The following is a 14,028-nucleotide window of genomic DNA, read 5'->3' on the forward strand; positions in this document are numbered from 1 at the left end:
GAGAAAGTGATCAGGCAAAGCCCACCAGCGCCCAACCTGGCGCTCATCCGCCAGTATAATATGCCGCTCTTGCTGCTCAATATTGCAGTGATCGTATTCTTCGTGTGGACCTTGCGGATCGAACACGGCTATTTCGTTGATGAGCGTGGCTTCATCTTCGGACGGGACTTCGTGAATTTCTGGCACTATGGTCAGGGCGCATGGACTGGCGCCGGGGCCAGTTACTATGACCCGCTCGTTTACAATGCCCGGCTCGACGCGTTGATCCCCGGTCACAACTATCCAGACCAGCTTTTTTCCTATCCGCCTCATTATATGCTGGTCGCGGCGCCCTTCGGGCTTTTGGGTTACCACATGGCCCTGGCGGTCTTTACCTTCCTCGGCCTCACGCTCTACTGGTTCACCATTGTTCGCCCGTTTCCGGATGCGCCGTTGCGGATTGCGCTCTTCGTCGTGCCGACCATTGCGGTGCTCGTGATCTGCGGGCAGGTGTCCGCCTTTCTCGCCGTCCTCCTTGTCTGGATTTACCAGACACTTGATACGCGCCCTGTCCTGGCCGGGCTGCTGATTGCCCTGCTGACCGTCAAGCCTCAGATTGGCGTACTGCTTCCCGTGTTCCTTCTCGCCACCGGGCGCTGGCGCGTCTGCGTATATGCCGGCCTGTTCTCGGCCGGCTTTCTTGCGGTCTCGGTCGCGGTGCATGGCTGGCAGGCGTGGCAGGATTACCTCACGGTTGGCATATCGAACCAGTCTGCCACCTTGTTCCAGTCCAGCCCGCTTGTGCTGGGCCTGATGCCGACCGTTCTTGTCGACATGGCCGTGCTTGGCGCGTCGCGATCAGGAGCATTGATGGTGCATGCGCTTGCCATGGCAACGGCGCTATTCTTCATGATCCTCGTCATCCGGCGGACCCAGGACGCCTTTCTCAGATATGCGGCATTCCTCGTCGCAACATTCCTCGCAACGCCTTACCTGATGGCCTATGACACGCTTGTGCTCGGTTGGGTAATGCTCACCCTCTGCACCCGTTTCGAGACAGACAGGCTGGACCGGATCACCTATCGTCTGGCCATGTCGCTTTGCCCTGTCGGTGTCGTCCTGACGATGTTCGGACTGCCCGGAACACCCCTCATCCTGGCCTTGCTGGCTGTCTGGATACTGAAGGCGGTGCCCCAGGCTGACACTGTCAGTGCACTTGACGAGGCGGCTGCTCGAGCCGTCGCATAAGACTTACCAGCCGGTGATATGGCCCGTGGCGCCCATGCGCGGGCATCCTGTCCGATCCGGATAATCGTGACTGGCCTGACCGGGCGCGAATGTGCCAGAGTTACAGGAAATGCGGGCGTCTGGCGCCGAAGGCATGGGGAGCGTCCAATGAACATTCAGCGATCGATGATGGGCGGGGACGCTCCTTCGGTGGTCTTCTAGGCGGCTGTAGCGATTTGGCGGAACCCCTCAATATCGGCATTGCCGGGGCGGGCATAGGCGGGCTGGCGGCGGCTGCCTTCCTGGCCCGCGAAGGCCACCGAGTAACCGTGCTTGACCAGTTCGAGACGGCAGGTCCTGTCGGGTCCGGCCTGATCCTGCAGGAGACGGGCCTCACGATCCTCAATGAACTCGGATTGCGCATGCAGGCCGAAAAGCTGGGCGCGCCGATACGGCGCCTCTACGGATTGTCGAAACCGTCTGACCGTATTGTACTGGACGTGAAATACGGGTCCCTGCGACCCGCCCTGATGGGCGTATCGATCCAGCGCCCCGCCTTGTTCCGACTCGTGCATGAGGCGGCGCTGGGAGCAGGCGCGCGCATCGTGGCGGCTACGCGCATTACGGCCGCCAATCCGCGTGATGCGACGCTTCTGGATGATGGCGGAGGAATGCACGGACCCTTCGACCTTGTTGTTGATGCACTGGGCGTGCGCTCCGTCCTTGCCGCTTCGCCGAGCCGGGAACTTCCCTATGGCGCGCTCTGGGCGACGCTGCCCTGGCCTGACGCCAGCGGCTTCCACGCCGATGCACTCGAACAGCGCTACGAGGCCGCCAGCCGTATGGCCGGCGTCATGCCATCCGGCAGCCTGGCAGAGGACGGACACAGAACAGTCACCTATTTCTGGTCCATTCGCGGCGACCAGCATGACGCCTGGCGCGCGGCGCCGCTCACGCACTGGCGCGATGCCGCGCTCGCGCTCTGGCCCGAGACCGACCGCCTCCTCGCCCCCCTCAGGACCCACCTTGACCTTACCTTCGCCCGCTACCGCCATCGCACCCACTGGCCCGCCGTGTCCGGCCGCATCGTTCACCTCGGTGACAGCTGGCATGCCGCCAGTCCTCAACTCGGGCAGGGGGCCAACATGGCGCTTCTGGATGCCTTCGCGCTCGCCCGCGCGATTGGCCGGAAAGCGGATCTGCGCGACGCGCTGACCGATTATGCCGGCATGCGGGCCAGCCATGTACGCCTGTTCCAGCTTATGAGCTTCCTGTTCACGCCGGTCTACCAGTCCGACTCGCGCGTCCTGCCGCTGATCCGCGACTGGCTTGCCGCGCCCGTCAGCCGCATCTGGCCCGGCCCGCAGGTTCTGGCGGCGATGGTGTCGGGCGGCCTCGGTGCGCCGCTCTGGCGGCTCGGCCTTCGGCCCGGGCGCTAGCGCTGGCACGTCCCGCAATAAAAGCTCGACCGGCCGGACTGGACGATCCGCTTCACATTTGCGCCGCACGTCTTGCAGGGCTTGTGCTCGCGGTCATAGACGTCGAACCGGTGCTGAAAATAGCCAAGCTCGCCGCTGGCATTGGCAAAGTCCGAAATCGACGACCCGCCGGCATCGATCGCCTCGGCAATCACCTGGTTGATCGCTGGTGCCAGACGCGCTGCGCGCTGACCCGGAATGCTGGAGGCCTTGCGCTTCGGGGAAATGCCGGAGCGATGGAGGGCCTCGCAGACATAGATGTTGCCGAGGCCGGCAATGATGGACTGGTCGAGCAGGGCCGCCTTGATCGGCGTTGCCTTGCCCTTTAGCGCCGCATCCAGATAAGTGGCTGAAAACGCGTTTGACAGCGGTTCCGGGCCCATGGCGGCAAGGCGCGGATAGGTATCGAACGTGGCGGCTGGCCACAGTTCCATGAAACCAAACCGGCGCGGGTCGTTATAGGTCACGGATCGCCCGTCTGCCATCTGGAACACGACATGGTCATGGCGCGCGTCATTGCCCGTCGCATGGTGAAAATCGGCCGTTGCACCCCCGCCCACCGTGAACCGGCCTGTCATGCCAAGATGCATGACCAGGACCTCGCCCGTCGACAGGTCCAGTGTCAGGAACTTCGCCCTGCGCCCCATCCGCTCAATGCGCGCGCCGCTGACGCGCTCGGCAAACCGCTCGGGAAAGGGGAAACGCAGGTTTGGCCGGTTCTGCAGCAATGACTGGATGACCGCACCCTCCATCACAGGGGCAAGTCCGCGGCGAACTGTCTCGACTTCAGGTAATTCAGGCATTCTTATCGCATATAGCCTATGGCAGTCAGGGTAACTATGGTGGCGCGCATGTCAGACGCAGAAACTGAGCGTAAGGTCTCTTTCGGTTTCGAAGAGGTGACGGAGGCCGAGAAGGTCGCCCGGGTCAAGGGCGTGTTCCGCTCGGTCGCCTCCCGCTATGACCTGATGAACGATCTCATGTCTGCCGGTGTGCATCGCCTGTGGAAGCATGATGCGATGAACAAGCTGAACCCCCAGCCGGGCGAACGTCATCTGGATGTGGCCGGCGGAACGGGCGAACTCGCGCGCGCCTTCCTCGAACTCGCAGACAAGGCGGGCAAACGGCGCGGCGTGGGTGCCAGGGCGACCGCCATTGTGTGCGATATCAATGATGCCATGCTGGAGGCTGGCAAGGCCCGCGCCGACAATGCGAAGTGGGAAGGGCGTCTGGACTGGGTCTGTGCCGATGGCCAGAACCTGCCTTATCCTGATCGCACCTTCGATGCCGTGACAGTATCATTCGGAATTCGCAACTTTGCCGACCGCGTTGCCGGCCTGAAGGAATTCCGCCGCGTGCTGAAGCCCGGCGGACGGCTTGGCGTGCTCGAGTTCAGCCACATGACCGCGCCAGCCCTGCAGGCGGCATATGATACCTACAGCTACAATGTCATCCCGCGCCTTGGCAGCCTCGTGGCGGGCGACCGTGAAAGCTACCAGTACCTCGTGGAGTCAATCCGTCAGTTCCCGGATCAGGAAACCTTCCGGACAGAAATGGAAAACGCGGGATTTTCCCGCGTCTCCGTTACAAATTTTTCGGGTGGCATCGCTGCCCTGCACTTTGGCTGGGCAGTCTGATGACCTGTCAATCAGTTGCCATCAACCTTGATGCCATCTTCGCCGACGGATATTTCGAGATCGGCCTGAGCACTGTGGTCCTGCGTGAAATAGTAGACGCCGAAGCCAATCACGCCCACCAGAAGTGCGCCCACCAGGAAATACAGAAAGCCGTTCGAATTCGTGTTTAAGTCAGCCATGTCAGGCCCCTTTGTGTTGTTCAGTTCAGCACCTCAACGCGCGTGCCCGTGCGAAGGTTCCCGTTCGGACGGCCTGATCTGATGGGTGCGCTGTCAGATTATCTGCGCCTGATGCGGGCAGGTACGTCGCTGGCCCGGCATGACGTGATCCTGCCTGCCGCCTACCAGTCGCGCCTGCCAGTGCCTGCGCGCATTGCAGGCGGTGTGTTGCGGATCTTTGGTGGCGGTGCGCGCGGGCGTCCGGGCGAGCGCCTTGCCCGGGCCCTCGAGAAGCTGGGACCGGCCTATATCAAGCTCGGCCAGTTCCTCGCGACGCGCCCTGATGTGTTCGGATCGCAGGTAACGACCGATCTCAGCCGCCTGAAAGACAGGCTGCCGCCATTCTCGGCCAGGCTGGCACGCGCCGCGCTCGTTGAGGAATTTGGCCTGGACGAAGCCAATCGCCTTTTTCCGGACCTCGGGCCGCCGCTGGCCGCCGCCTCGCTTGCGCAGGTCCACAAGATGGAAACCTCTGGCGGCACGCGGGCGGTCAAGATCCTGCGACCCGGAATCGAAGGCCAGCTCATTCGCGAACTCTCGGCGATGAAGCGTGCCGCGCGCACGATTGAAGGCGTCTCCACGGAAAGCCGCCGCCTGAGACCGGTCGCGTTCACCGAAACCATCGCCGCCGCAATGATGCGCGAAACCGACCTGCGCCTGGAAGCGGGCGGTGCGGACGAGATGCGCGAACTCAGCGAGTCCAGTGGCTATTTCCAGGTTCCGCGCGTTGACTGGGACCGGACCGGCCGCCGCGTGCTGACTACCGACTGGGTGGACGGGATCGCGCTCACGCATCCCGATGCGCTGGACAATCCCGCCATCGACCGTGTTGCTCTTGCCAATGACATTACGCGCGGCTTTCTCACCCATGCGATCGAGCATGGCGTGTTTCATGCCGACATGCATGAGGGCAACATCATCATCACGCCGGAAGGCAAGGTCGCCCTCGTCGATTTCGGCATCATTGGCCGCATCGGCCTGACCGAGCGCCGCTTCCTGGCTGAAATCCTCTGGGGTTTCCTGAAGCGCGACTATATGCGGATCGCCGAGGTGCATTTCGAGGCCGGTTACGTGCCCTCGACCCAGTCGGTGGGCGATTTTGCACAGGCCCTGCGCTCGATCGGCGAGCCGGTCCATGGCAAGCCGGCCGAAGAGGTCTCGATGGGGCGGGTGATCCTCCAGCTGTTCGACTATACGCAGACCTTCGGCATGGAGATGCGCCCCGAACTGGTGCTGCTCCAGAAGACGATGGTACAGGTCGAAGGGGTCGCCCGCGCGATCGATCCGGGGCACAATATCTGGAATGCGTCAGAGCCGGTCGTCGAGGCCTGGGTGCGGCGCAGTTTCGGGCCCGAGGGCGCGGCCAGGCTTGTCAGGGACAATCTGCGCGAGGTCGCCAACCGCCTGAAACGCCTGCCGGACGTCATGGATCGTTTCGAGGCATCACTGGACACCCCTGCCACCCTGCCCTTGCCCCCTCGTCGCGAGCGCTTTGCTCCATGGTGGGGATGGTTCGGCCTCACCATCATGCTCTCCCTCATCGCCTATGCCGGTTTCGCCGACCTGTTCTGACATGGCGTCGCTGGCGTAATGCGTGCACCGAACTCTCGCGCAGGGTGTAAGTCCTTAATGCGCGTTAACGATTGCCCTATGGTCTGCCTTTCCGAGTCGGAAGGGATCCGCCATGAAACCATTCCTTTTTGCGGCGGCCAGCCTCGTCCTCATCGCACCTGAAGCGCTGGCGCGCGACCTGATCCGGGTCGGGTCGCCGGTTGATCATTCCAGCCTTTTCCTGCCATCAGGCGCCTGGCCGGCACCGGACCTTCTGGGCGCACCGCCTCGCAATGCGGCGCAATCCTCCAGCCAGACGCGGATCATCTCGGTCGATTCAGGGCAGGCGACCTCCCGATCCGGCATTCGTGTTTTCCGCGGCAGTTCGGTGACCCAAGCCGGCATGACGGGTGCAGAATTGCCCGCTCCGGCCCTCACAGGCAGGACAATCACCCGCATAAAGAAACGCCCGCGCAATCCCTACAAGACCGTGATCGTGTATGCGCCACAATCGGTTCGCGAGATGCGCACCCGGCGAAATCCTGACTGAATCGGCCTGAATCTTTACCGGAAGCCGCGCTTTCACGGGGTTTTGTGGGGTTTGTGCAAGGATTTTGCGGTAAGAATGTGCCAGCAACCTATCTGAGGCCCATGGAACAGAAGCGCATCCTCCTTGTCATCGGCGGCGGTATTGCTGCCTATAAAAGCCTGGAACTGATCCGGGAACTTGGCCGGCGCGGCATTGCCAGCCGCTGTATCGTGACCCGTGCCGGACAGGAATTCGTGACGCCGCTATCGGTTTCAGCCCTGTCGGGAGAAAAGGCCTATACCGAGCTGTTCGATCTCGATGACGAAGCCGAGATGGGCCACATCCAGCTGTCGCGCTCTGCCGATCTTGTTGTCGTCTGCCCGGCAACGGCCGATCTGATGGCCAAGGCGAATGCCGGTCTCGCGAATGATCTCGCCTCGACCATGCTGCTGGCGACCGACAAGCCGGTCCTCATGGCGCCCGCCATGAACGTGCGGATGTGGCAGCATGCCGCGACGATCCGCAATGTCGCCCAGCTGCGCGCGGACGGCGTTACGGTCATGGAGCCGGATGAAGGCGCCATGGCCTGTGGTGAATTCGGTCCCGGCCGCCTGCCGGACGTGCCCGCCATTGTTGCCGCCATCGAGGCCCAGCTGAAGGGACCGGGGCAAGGGGCGCTGGCTGGTACCCATGCGCTCGTCACCGCAGGTCCGACACGTGAGCCTCTTGATCCGGTCCGTTACCTGTCCAATCATTCCTCCGGCCGCCAGGGCTATGCGATTGCCGCCTCACTTGCCGCAGAGGGGGCAAGCGTCACGCTGGTTTCCGGTCCTGTCGCGCTTGCCCCACCACGTGGTGTCACACTGGTGCAGGTCGAAACGGCCCGCCAGATGCTCAAGGCCTGCGAGGATGCACTGCCCGCCGACGTGTTCATCTCTGTCGCCGCCGTCGCCGACTGGCGGCCTGCACGCGCGGCGACCAAGAAGCTGAAGATCAAGGGCGCCGGCAGCGAGGCGCCATCCATGGAACTCGCCGAGAACCCGGACATCCTGAAAACGCTGTCGAACAAGCGCAAGAACCGTCCGCGCCTGGTCATCGGCTTTGCTGCTGAAACGCACGATGTCGAAGACTATGCCCGTGCCAAGCTTGACCGGAAGGGATGCGACTGGATCGTCGCCAATGATGTGTCCGGCGATGTCATGGGTGGGGCTGAGAATGAGGTCGTGCTGATTTCGCATGATGACTCCGAGCGCTGGCCGCGCATGGGCAAGGATGAAGTCGCCCGTCGCCTGGCCCGGAGAATCGCGTCGGAGCTGGGCCATGATGGTGATGGCGTCCGCCTCGCGGCGGAATAGGCTCTAGCGAGCCAGTCCGTGGTCACGCATGAGGGCACATATCCGGTGGGCTGACTCTGACGGTTCTGTCGTTCCCGTATCAATCGTCAGGTCGGGAGGCGGCATGGCGCGCTCACAGGCTTCGAAGTCCGCCTGAAGCGATTGCAGCAGGTCGACAGACCGCAATTTGCCGAACTTTCCCCGGTCGGCATTGGCGACACGCTGAACCTGTTCTTCGTGCGAGAGTGTCAGGTAGACAAACAGGATCGTTCCACCCGCCTTCGTCACCATCTGCCGGACGCGGTCTGCAAAATCGGGTGCGACAGATCCTTCCGGCTGGAACGTGAAGATCAGGGACCTGTCCTCGGCGCATGCTGCCTCGAAGACATCCATCCAGAATTGCTCGCGCAATCGCCTGAAGGCGGGGGTGCCAAACGGAAAGACGGCTGCCACACTGTCCACGACAAGATGGTTGTGGAACAGCGCCAGCCCGGTCAACGACGCCAGTTCGCGACCGATTGTGTATTTCCCGGCCGCCGGCGGCCCATAGAGGAAGACGAGGTTCATCCAGGTTGGATAGGGCGGCGCAGCTCATTGATCAACCGGCCTGCGCTGCCCTGACACGTCCCTGCGCTTGGCGCCCCTGGCGCCTATTTGCAGGCACTGCGATTGGCATTGTTGCTCATTGTGCAGTGTGCGTGGCGATTCTCGCGGGTCCGGGCGGCGGCCTCACCAGAACTCAAGCCACCGGTCGGACTGGGCGCCTGGCCTCGCTCAACCGGTCGATAGCTGGAAGTCGACCGTGGCGCGTTGAAGCGGTCATTGGCCGATTTGGTCGTCTGCCGGATCCCCACCCAGCCCGCGTTGTGTAACAAGGGATAAGGGACGGGGCGGTCAGCTTCATGCCCCGCAGGGGGGATGGCGCAAAAATTCCTCGTGCAGCTGCCAGCGCTTGTGGCGCAACCCTCCGGTTGGCTACAGTATGAATTCAACCATGGATCAAATGTGCACCGGTCATGTCCCTGAACAAACGCTACTTTGACATGCTGGGTGCGGCCTATGACGTGCCATCCGAAGCAGGCCAGTTCGATGCCTTCCTGGAAGCGGCCATGACCTATTTCTTTGCCGGCAGTGACAGCGGCGACCTGGCTGAAGATGTCCCGCGTCATGATGGCGATGACGACATGCTGGAGACTCACGCCGAGCGCATCAGCGCGCTCGTGGAAGCGGCATCACGGCGCGAGGCGGCGTTTGCTGAACGGTTTCACGCCGTACTGGATATTTCCGTGCGTACTGGCCAGGTCTCAGGCAATGCCGCCGCGTCGCAGCTGACTGGCCGGCACTTTCCGTGCGCGCTGGATGATGTTCCGCTTGATCCTGCGGCGCTGTCGGAAATTCGCCGGGTCATGCGCGCAGCAACATTCCAGGCACAGGACCGGATCATCCTTGCCAGTATCGAGACCGCCCAGGCGCGGGCCTGCCTGGCTCTCATCCAGCGTCCGAAGGACAGTGAGGACCTGCTGCACGTGTCACTGTCCTATGTCGACTGGTCGGCCGGGCTGATGGCGCGCCTCGGCGAGGCGTTCGGCCTGACAGCCAGCGAGACGGAAATCCTTGAAGCCTATCTGGGAAATCTCAGCCAGAAGGACATTGCCAGCCAGCGCGGGCGCTCGCTCGAAACGGTGAAGGGGCAGTCGAAAAGCATCCTGCGCAAGACCGGCTGTGCCCGTATGTCTGACGTTGTGCAATTGTCGGCGAGTATCGCATACCTGATGCGCCAATTGCCCGAACGCGAAACGCCGCCCAGCGCAGAATTGTGGCAGACACCAAGGCGCAGCCTGTCCACGCTGTCCCGTCCCGGTGGGCGCGAACTTGCCTGGTACAGGATGGGCACCGGTAGCCGGCCCGTATTGTTCATTCACGGCTACCTTCAGGGTCCATTCCTGACGCAGGCCATGCTCGCGGGACTGGCGGCCGGCGGCATTCACTTCATTGCGCCATCGCGGCCGGGCTTTGGCTATACAAGCCCGAGCAAGTCGCGCACGGATTTTGACCGGACAGTCGTTGAGGACGCCCTCGCACTCCTGGACCATCTCGGCGTCGAGCGGATCAGCCTGTGCATTCACCAGGGCGGCTCCTCCCATGGTTTCCGGATCGCCAGGGCGCTTGGCGATCGCGTCGGTGAACTGCTTGTCATTGGCGGGGGGGTGCCGATTGATGAAAGCATCCATATCGCGCACATGGACCGGCAGACGCGGTTTGCGGCCATGGCGACACGCCACGCCCCATCGGTCATGAAGATGGCGATGAGCCTTGGCCTGCCTGTCTACAGGCGGCGCGGGACACGCGCCTTTCTGGCGGCGCAATATGCCCGTTCCAAGGTCGACCTTGCCACGCTCGATGATCCGGAATTGCTACGAGTGCAGTCGGAAGGCCTGTATCACGCGGTCGAACAGGGCGCAGAGGCATGGTTGCGTGATGGCGCCGCGGCCATGGCCGACTGGTCTGAAGATCTTGATGCCGTCACCTGCCCGCAGACATGGCTGCAGGGGGCAGACTGCACCATCATTTCAGCCCACCAGGTGGCCGATCATATGGCCCACCGCCCCGGCGTGGACGTCCATGTCATCGAAACGTGCGGATCGGCCATCCTGCATACGCAAACAGCGTTGATCTGCCGACACCTCGCCCGTCTTGCTTGACACATCCCCGTCCCTGACGCACCCGCACCCTATGATCATTCGCCCCTACATGCCTGCCGACCTCCCCGCGCTGCATGTCATCAATCAGGCCGGTGTGCCCGGTGTGGGTGACGAGACGCCCGAAACGCTCGGCAAATGGCTTGGACTGCATGATGCGCGTGTCGCCGAAATCTCTGGCGTGCCGGTCGGGTTCATCAATCTGCTGCCGCCCGGCACACTGGAATACACGAGCGCCAACCTGCGCTGGCTGGAAGCCTGGGGTGATGATTTCATCTATGTCGACCGGATCGCCATCTCTGAATCAGGTCGCGGGCAGGGCATCGGCGCAGCGCTCTATGGTGCCGCATTCCATGCCTATGCCGGGACAACGCCGTGGATTACGTGCGAAGTGAACCTGCGCCCGCCCAATCCCGGTTCCCTGCGTTTCCATGACAGGCTCGGCTTCCACGAGATCGGCCGGCGCAGTTATGCCGACGACACGAAGGAAGTCGTTTACCTGGCGCGCGCCCTGCCTTGACTCGGGCCTGCGACTCAAAGACGGCTGCTGGCCATGAAAAATGTTCCTGTCAGTGTCTGCCCGCTACCGCATTTCGAAGGCCTTGGCCTGCCCGCCTATGAAACCTCCGGCTCGGCCGGAATGGACGTGCGCGCCGCCGTGCCGGAGCGCGACCCGATGGTGCTCATGCCCGGCGCACGGGCCATGGTGCCGACGGGGCTCAGTGTTGCCATCCCCGAAGGCTACGAAGTCCAGGTGCGTCCGCGCTCCGGCCTCGCTGCCAGGCACGGAATAACCTGTCTCAACACGCCGGGCACGATCGACAGCGATTATCGCGGTGAAATCAAGGTCATCCTGATCAACCTCAGCGACACGCCGTTCACGATTGCGCGGGGCGAACGGATTGCCCAGCTGGTACTGGCGCCGGTGACCCGGCTTGGGTGGCAAGAGGTCGACAGCCTCGACGAAACAAGCCGTGGGGCTGGCGGATTCGGGTCAACCGGGCGATAAAGGCCTTGCATCGGGCGAGAATTTGCCCATATATCGAATATCGATAATGCTTGGAGGCGCTAAAAATGGATCCATTTCAGATGGTCGTGATCATCGTACTGATTTCAGTCGGTGCGGGCGTACTCAAGAATTATTTCAAGATGAAAGAGAACCAGCAGGCCGATGCGGCCTCCGACAAGGATGTGCAGCGCATGAAGGCCGACATCGAACGGCTCAAGGAGCGCGTTCACGTGCTCGAAAAGATCGTCACGGACAATGACCGCCAGCTGGCCGACGAGATCCGCAAGCTCGCCTGATCCGCACCGTGGGTCCGCTCCGCGCTGACCACCGCTGCCTGCACCGCTTTGTGTCGATGACGATCGTGCATGCGCGTCCTTGCCGGGCAGCGCCGCAAACGGATGTCTTCTCCTAGATCAGCGCAGCGTCGTCGCGGGCGAATTTCGCCAGCAGATAGGCATCCGTGTCCTCGATCGTCTCAAGTTTCCCGAAGGCAAATGCGTCGCGGTCGAGCACAAGATCGCGCGGACGCAGTTCGCGGCTGATCTCCAGTCCCTCCAGCGTGCGCGCGCGCGAGAAGGCAACATAGGCCTGTCCGTGGGCAAACATGCCGCTGTCAAAGTCGATGAACACCTTGTCCAGCGTCAGGCCCTGCGCCTTGTGAATTGTCACGGCATAGGCAAGCCGCAGCGGCATCTGCCTGAACGTGCCGACGACCTCGCGCTTCACCTTCTTGGTTTCCGGGTCGAGCTCATAGCGATACTTTTCCCAAGCCGATGGCTCGATTTCATAGGCATGGCCGTTCATCGACACGATCACGCCCTTGCCGGAGAAGCCCTCCACGATGGCGAGCGATCCGTTCACCCAGCGCCCTTCCGGGTCGTTGCGGATCAGCATCACGCGGGCGCCTTCCTTCAGCTCGAGGTCGGCTTCGGTGGGAAAGGATTTCTCGTCGAACTGTCCCTGGACCTCTGCCGGAAAAATCTTCGGTTTTGTTGTCAGTCCGGCGAGACGCGCCTGGTTGATCCGGTTGGCATTGGCATTATTGGGCGTCAGCACGACATGCGTTTCGGAGGCATCGACGGCGCTGCGCGAAGAGACCACGCTGCGCAGCACGGCTTCGTCCATTGGCGTGACGCGGCCGGTTCTGAGGGCGCCAAGCAAGGCCAGGAAACGCGGGTCTTCCTGCCGGAACACATGTTTCAGCGCCAGCAGCGCGAACTCGGCCTCCCTGAAGGCGGGCGCATTGTGGAAATAGCTGCCGCCATAGCGCTGCTCCAGGATCGGCGCTTCGCTGCCCGACACAACGGGCGGCAGCTGGTGCAGGTCGCCCGACAGGATCATCCGCACACCGCCGAAAGGGCGTTTTGAGGCGCGGTTCAGTTTCAGGCTGCGGTCAATCGCGTCCAGCATGTCGGCGCGGACCATCGAAATCTCGTCAATGACCACTGTTTCAACAGCCTTGATCAACCGGGTTGACCGCAGACGCTTGATGTCGGTCGGTTCCACCAGCCGGGGTGGCAACTTGAAGAAGGAGTGGATTGTCTGCCCGCCGGCATTCATGGCCGCCACCCCTGTCGGGGCGAGGACGACCGCCTTGTCGCCTGCCGCAGCCAGGAACTTGCGCAGCATGGTCGTCTTGCCGGTCCCGGCGCGCCCGGTAAGGAAAAGGTTGCCCTGGGCACCGGCGCCGGAAGCGACCCATTTGGCGGGCGCGGCATAGAGCGCTTCAGGATCGGCGGCTGGCGTCTCGGTCATGCTCCCGCTTAGCGAGGTTTTCCGGCCATGGCGAGTGCCGCGGGCACGCCCTTTGCGAGCAGCCTGCAAAGACGCGATAATATGACGGGAAGGCGGGGGGCATATGTGGCCAGCCTTCGCGTGAAGGCGTCCCCTGGGGTGGCCAGGGCATAGGGGTCGCTTCAGGGACTGACAAGCCGAACCTGCTGTCCCGGCCGCAGGGGCTTGGCATCGACCACCACATGCCAGCCCAGCTTTTCATAGGCCCGGCGTGCCGCCACGTTCTGCATGTCGACATCAAGGATCAGGGGTCTGGCCGCTTCATAGCGGGCAACTTCAAGCAGGCCCCGCCCGACGCCGCACAGGCGCCAGTCTTCATCCACGAACAGATGGTCGACATACCCGGTTCGCATCTGCACGGTCAGGAATGCGATCATGCCGGCAGAGGGCTCCTCGGCCACCAATACGCGGGAAGAGACGAAGGCATTCTGCAGCACCGGCAGATAAGCCTTCCAGTCGCCACGCCAGGGAAAGTCGCGCAGGCAGTCGCTGAAGATGCGCAGGCAGGAGATACGGTCGTTCAGCGTGAACGGCCTGATGCTCCATCCGGCTCCGGCATGCTTGTACATGAGA

At 62.7% G+C, this 14,028-nt stretch carries 15 protein-coding genes; 10 read left to right on the forward strand and 5 right to left on the reverse strand.

Annotated features, from left to right (window positions below; all coding sequences use genetic code 11):
* The first annotated feature begins 6 nt into the window (after nucleotides 1-6).
* Both ACQ66M_RS09515 and ACQ66M_RS09520 read left to right on the forward strand, forming a co-directional pair.
* Entirely contained in the window at nucleotides 7-1,227 is a 1,221-nt protein-coding gene (locus ACQ66M_RS09515; protein WP_430403454.1) for a glycosyltransferase family 87 protein, read from the forward strand.
* A 215-nt stretch (nucleotides 1,228-1,442) separates the two neighbouring features.
* Nucleotides 1,443-2,645: an FAD-dependent oxidoreductase gene (locus ACQ66M_RS09520; protein WP_430403456.1), complete on the forward strand. Its 1,203-nt coding sequence runs from the start codon at nucleotides 1,443-1,445 to the stop codon at nucleotides 2,643-2,645.
* Here the strand turns inward: ACQ66M_RS09520 and mutM are convergent.
* Nucleotides 2,642-3,487, reverse strand: a complete 846-nt coding sequence (gene mutM, locus ACQ66M_RS09525) for a bifunctional DNA-formamidopyrimidine glycosylase/DNA-(apurinic or apyrimidinic site) lyase (protein ID WP_430403458.1) — start codon at nucleotides 3,485-3,487, stop codon at nucleotides 2,642-2,644. The genes ACQ66M_RS09520 and mutM overlap by 4 nt on opposite strands.
* A gap of 48 nt (nucleotides 3,488-3,535) precedes the next feature.
* Here mutM and ubiE point away from each other — a divergent pair, with 48 nt between their 5' ends.
* Nucleotides 3,536-4,321 carry a bifunctional demethylmenaquinone methyltransferase/2-methoxy-6-polyprenyl-1,4-benzoquinol methylase UbiE gene (ubiE, locus tag ACQ66M_RS09530; protein WP_430403460.1) on the forward strand — a complete coding sequence of 262 codons (786 nt, stop codon included), beginning with the start codon at nucleotides 3,536-3,538 and terminating at the stop codon, nucleotides 4,319-4,321.
* A gap of 11 nt (nucleotides 4,322-4,332) precedes the next feature.
* Here the strand turns inward: ubiE and ACQ66M_RS09535 are convergent, their stop codons facing one another.
* Complete coding sequence (locus ACQ66M_RS09535; RefSeq protein ID WP_350174006.1) at nucleotides 4,333-4,500, reverse strand: hypothetical protein; 168 nt, start codon at nucleotides 4,498-4,500, stop codon at nucleotides 4,333-4,335.
* Nucleotides 4,501-4,581: 81 nt separating this feature from the next.
* On the opposite strand from ACQ66M_RS09535, the gene ACQ66M_RS09540 reads away from it, so the two are divergent.
* The 3 genes from ACQ66M_RS09540 to coaBC all read left to right on the forward strand — a co-directional run bounded on the left by ACQ66M_RS09540 (nucleotide 4,582) and on the right by coaBC (nucleotide 7,974).
* Complete coding sequence (locus tag ACQ66M_RS09540) at nucleotides 4,582-6,111, forward strand: AarF/UbiB family protein (RefSeq protein ID WP_430403462.1); 1,530 nt, start codon at nucleotides 4,582-4,584, stop codon at nucleotides 6,109-6,111.
* Between the two features lie 112 nt (nucleotides 6,112-6,223).
* A complete protein-coding gene (locus tag ACQ66M_RS09545; RefSeq protein WP_430403464.1) occupies nucleotides 6,224-6,640 on the forward strand; it encodes a hypothetical protein in 417 nt (138 codons plus the stop codon).
* A 101-nt stretch (nucleotides 6,641-6,741) separates the two neighbouring features.
* Nucleotides 6,742-7,974, forward strand: coding sequence for a bifunctional phosphopantothenoylcysteine decarboxylase/phosphopantothenate--cysteine ligase CoaBC (gene coaBC / locus ACQ66M_RS09550; RefSeq protein WP_430403466.1), 1,233 nt, complete (start codon nucleotides 6,742-6,744; stop codon nucleotides 7,972-7,974).
* A gap of 3 nt (nucleotides 7,975-7,977) precedes the next feature.
* Here the strand turns inward: coaBC and ACQ66M_RS09555 are convergent, their stop codons facing one another.
* Complete coding sequence (locus tag ACQ66M_RS09555) at nucleotides 7,978-8,520, reverse strand: shikimate kinase (protein ID WP_430403468.1); 543 nt, start codon at nucleotides 8,518-8,520, stop codon at nucleotides 7,978-7,980.
* A gap of 449 nt (nucleotides 8,521-8,969) precedes the next feature.
* Between ACQ66M_RS09555 and ACQ66M_RS09560 the strand changes: the two genes are divergently transcribed.
* The 4 genes from ACQ66M_RS09560 to ACQ66M_RS09575 all read left to right on the forward strand — a co-directional run bounded on the left by ACQ66M_RS09560 (nucleotide 8,970) and on the right by ACQ66M_RS09575 (nucleotide 11,957).
* Nucleotides 8,970-10,655 (forward strand): alpha/beta fold hydrolase, encoded by a 1,686-nt coding sequence (locus tag ACQ66M_RS09560; RefSeq protein WP_430403470.1) that lies wholly within the window; start codon nucleotides 8,970-8,972, stop codon nucleotides 10,653-10,655.
* A gap of 31 nt (nucleotides 10,656-10,686) precedes the next feature.
* Nucleotides 10,687-11,172, forward strand: a complete 486-nt coding sequence (locus tag ACQ66M_RS09565) for a GNAT family N-acetyltransferase (protein WP_430403472.1) — start codon at nucleotides 10,687-10,689, stop codon at nucleotides 11,170-11,172.
* Nucleotides 11,173-11,205: 33 nt separating this feature from the next.
* Entirely contained in the window at nucleotides 11,206-11,661 is a 456-nt protein-coding gene (dut, locus tag ACQ66M_RS09570; RefSeq protein ID WP_430403474.1) for a dUTP diphosphatase, read from the forward strand.
* Between the two features lie 65 nt (nucleotides 11,662-11,726).
* Nucleotides 11,727-11,957, forward strand: coding sequence for a hypothetical protein (locus ACQ66M_RS09575; protein WP_350174022.1), 231 nt, complete (start codon nucleotides 11,727-11,729; stop codon nucleotides 11,955-11,957).
* 112 nt (nucleotides 11,958-12,069) lie between these two features.
* Here ACQ66M_RS09575 and ACQ66M_RS09580 read toward each other — a convergent pair whose 3' ends face one another.
* Together ACQ66M_RS09580 and ACQ66M_RS09585 are read right to left on the reverse strand one after the other, a co-directional pair.
* On the reverse strand, nucleotides 12,070-13,416 hold the full coding sequence (locus tag ACQ66M_RS09580; protein ID WP_430403476.1) for an ATP-dependent DNA helicase: 1,347 nt from the start codon (nucleotides 13,414-13,416) through the stop codon (nucleotides 12,070-12,072).
* Nucleotides 13,417-13,577: 161 nt separating this feature from the next.
* On the reverse strand, nucleotides 13,578-14,024 hold the full coding sequence (locus ACQ66M_RS09585; protein ID WP_430403478.1) for a GNAT family N-acetyltransferase: 447 nt from the start codon (nucleotides 14,022-14,024) through the stop codon (nucleotides 13,578-13,580).
* Nucleotides 14,025-14,028: the final 4 nt, after the last annotated feature.

This window comes from Hyphomonas sp., from assembly GCF_965284475.1.
Taxonomy (GTDB): domain Bacteria; phylum Pseudomonadota; class Alphaproteobacteria; order Caulobacterales; family Hyphomonadaceae; genus Hyphomonas.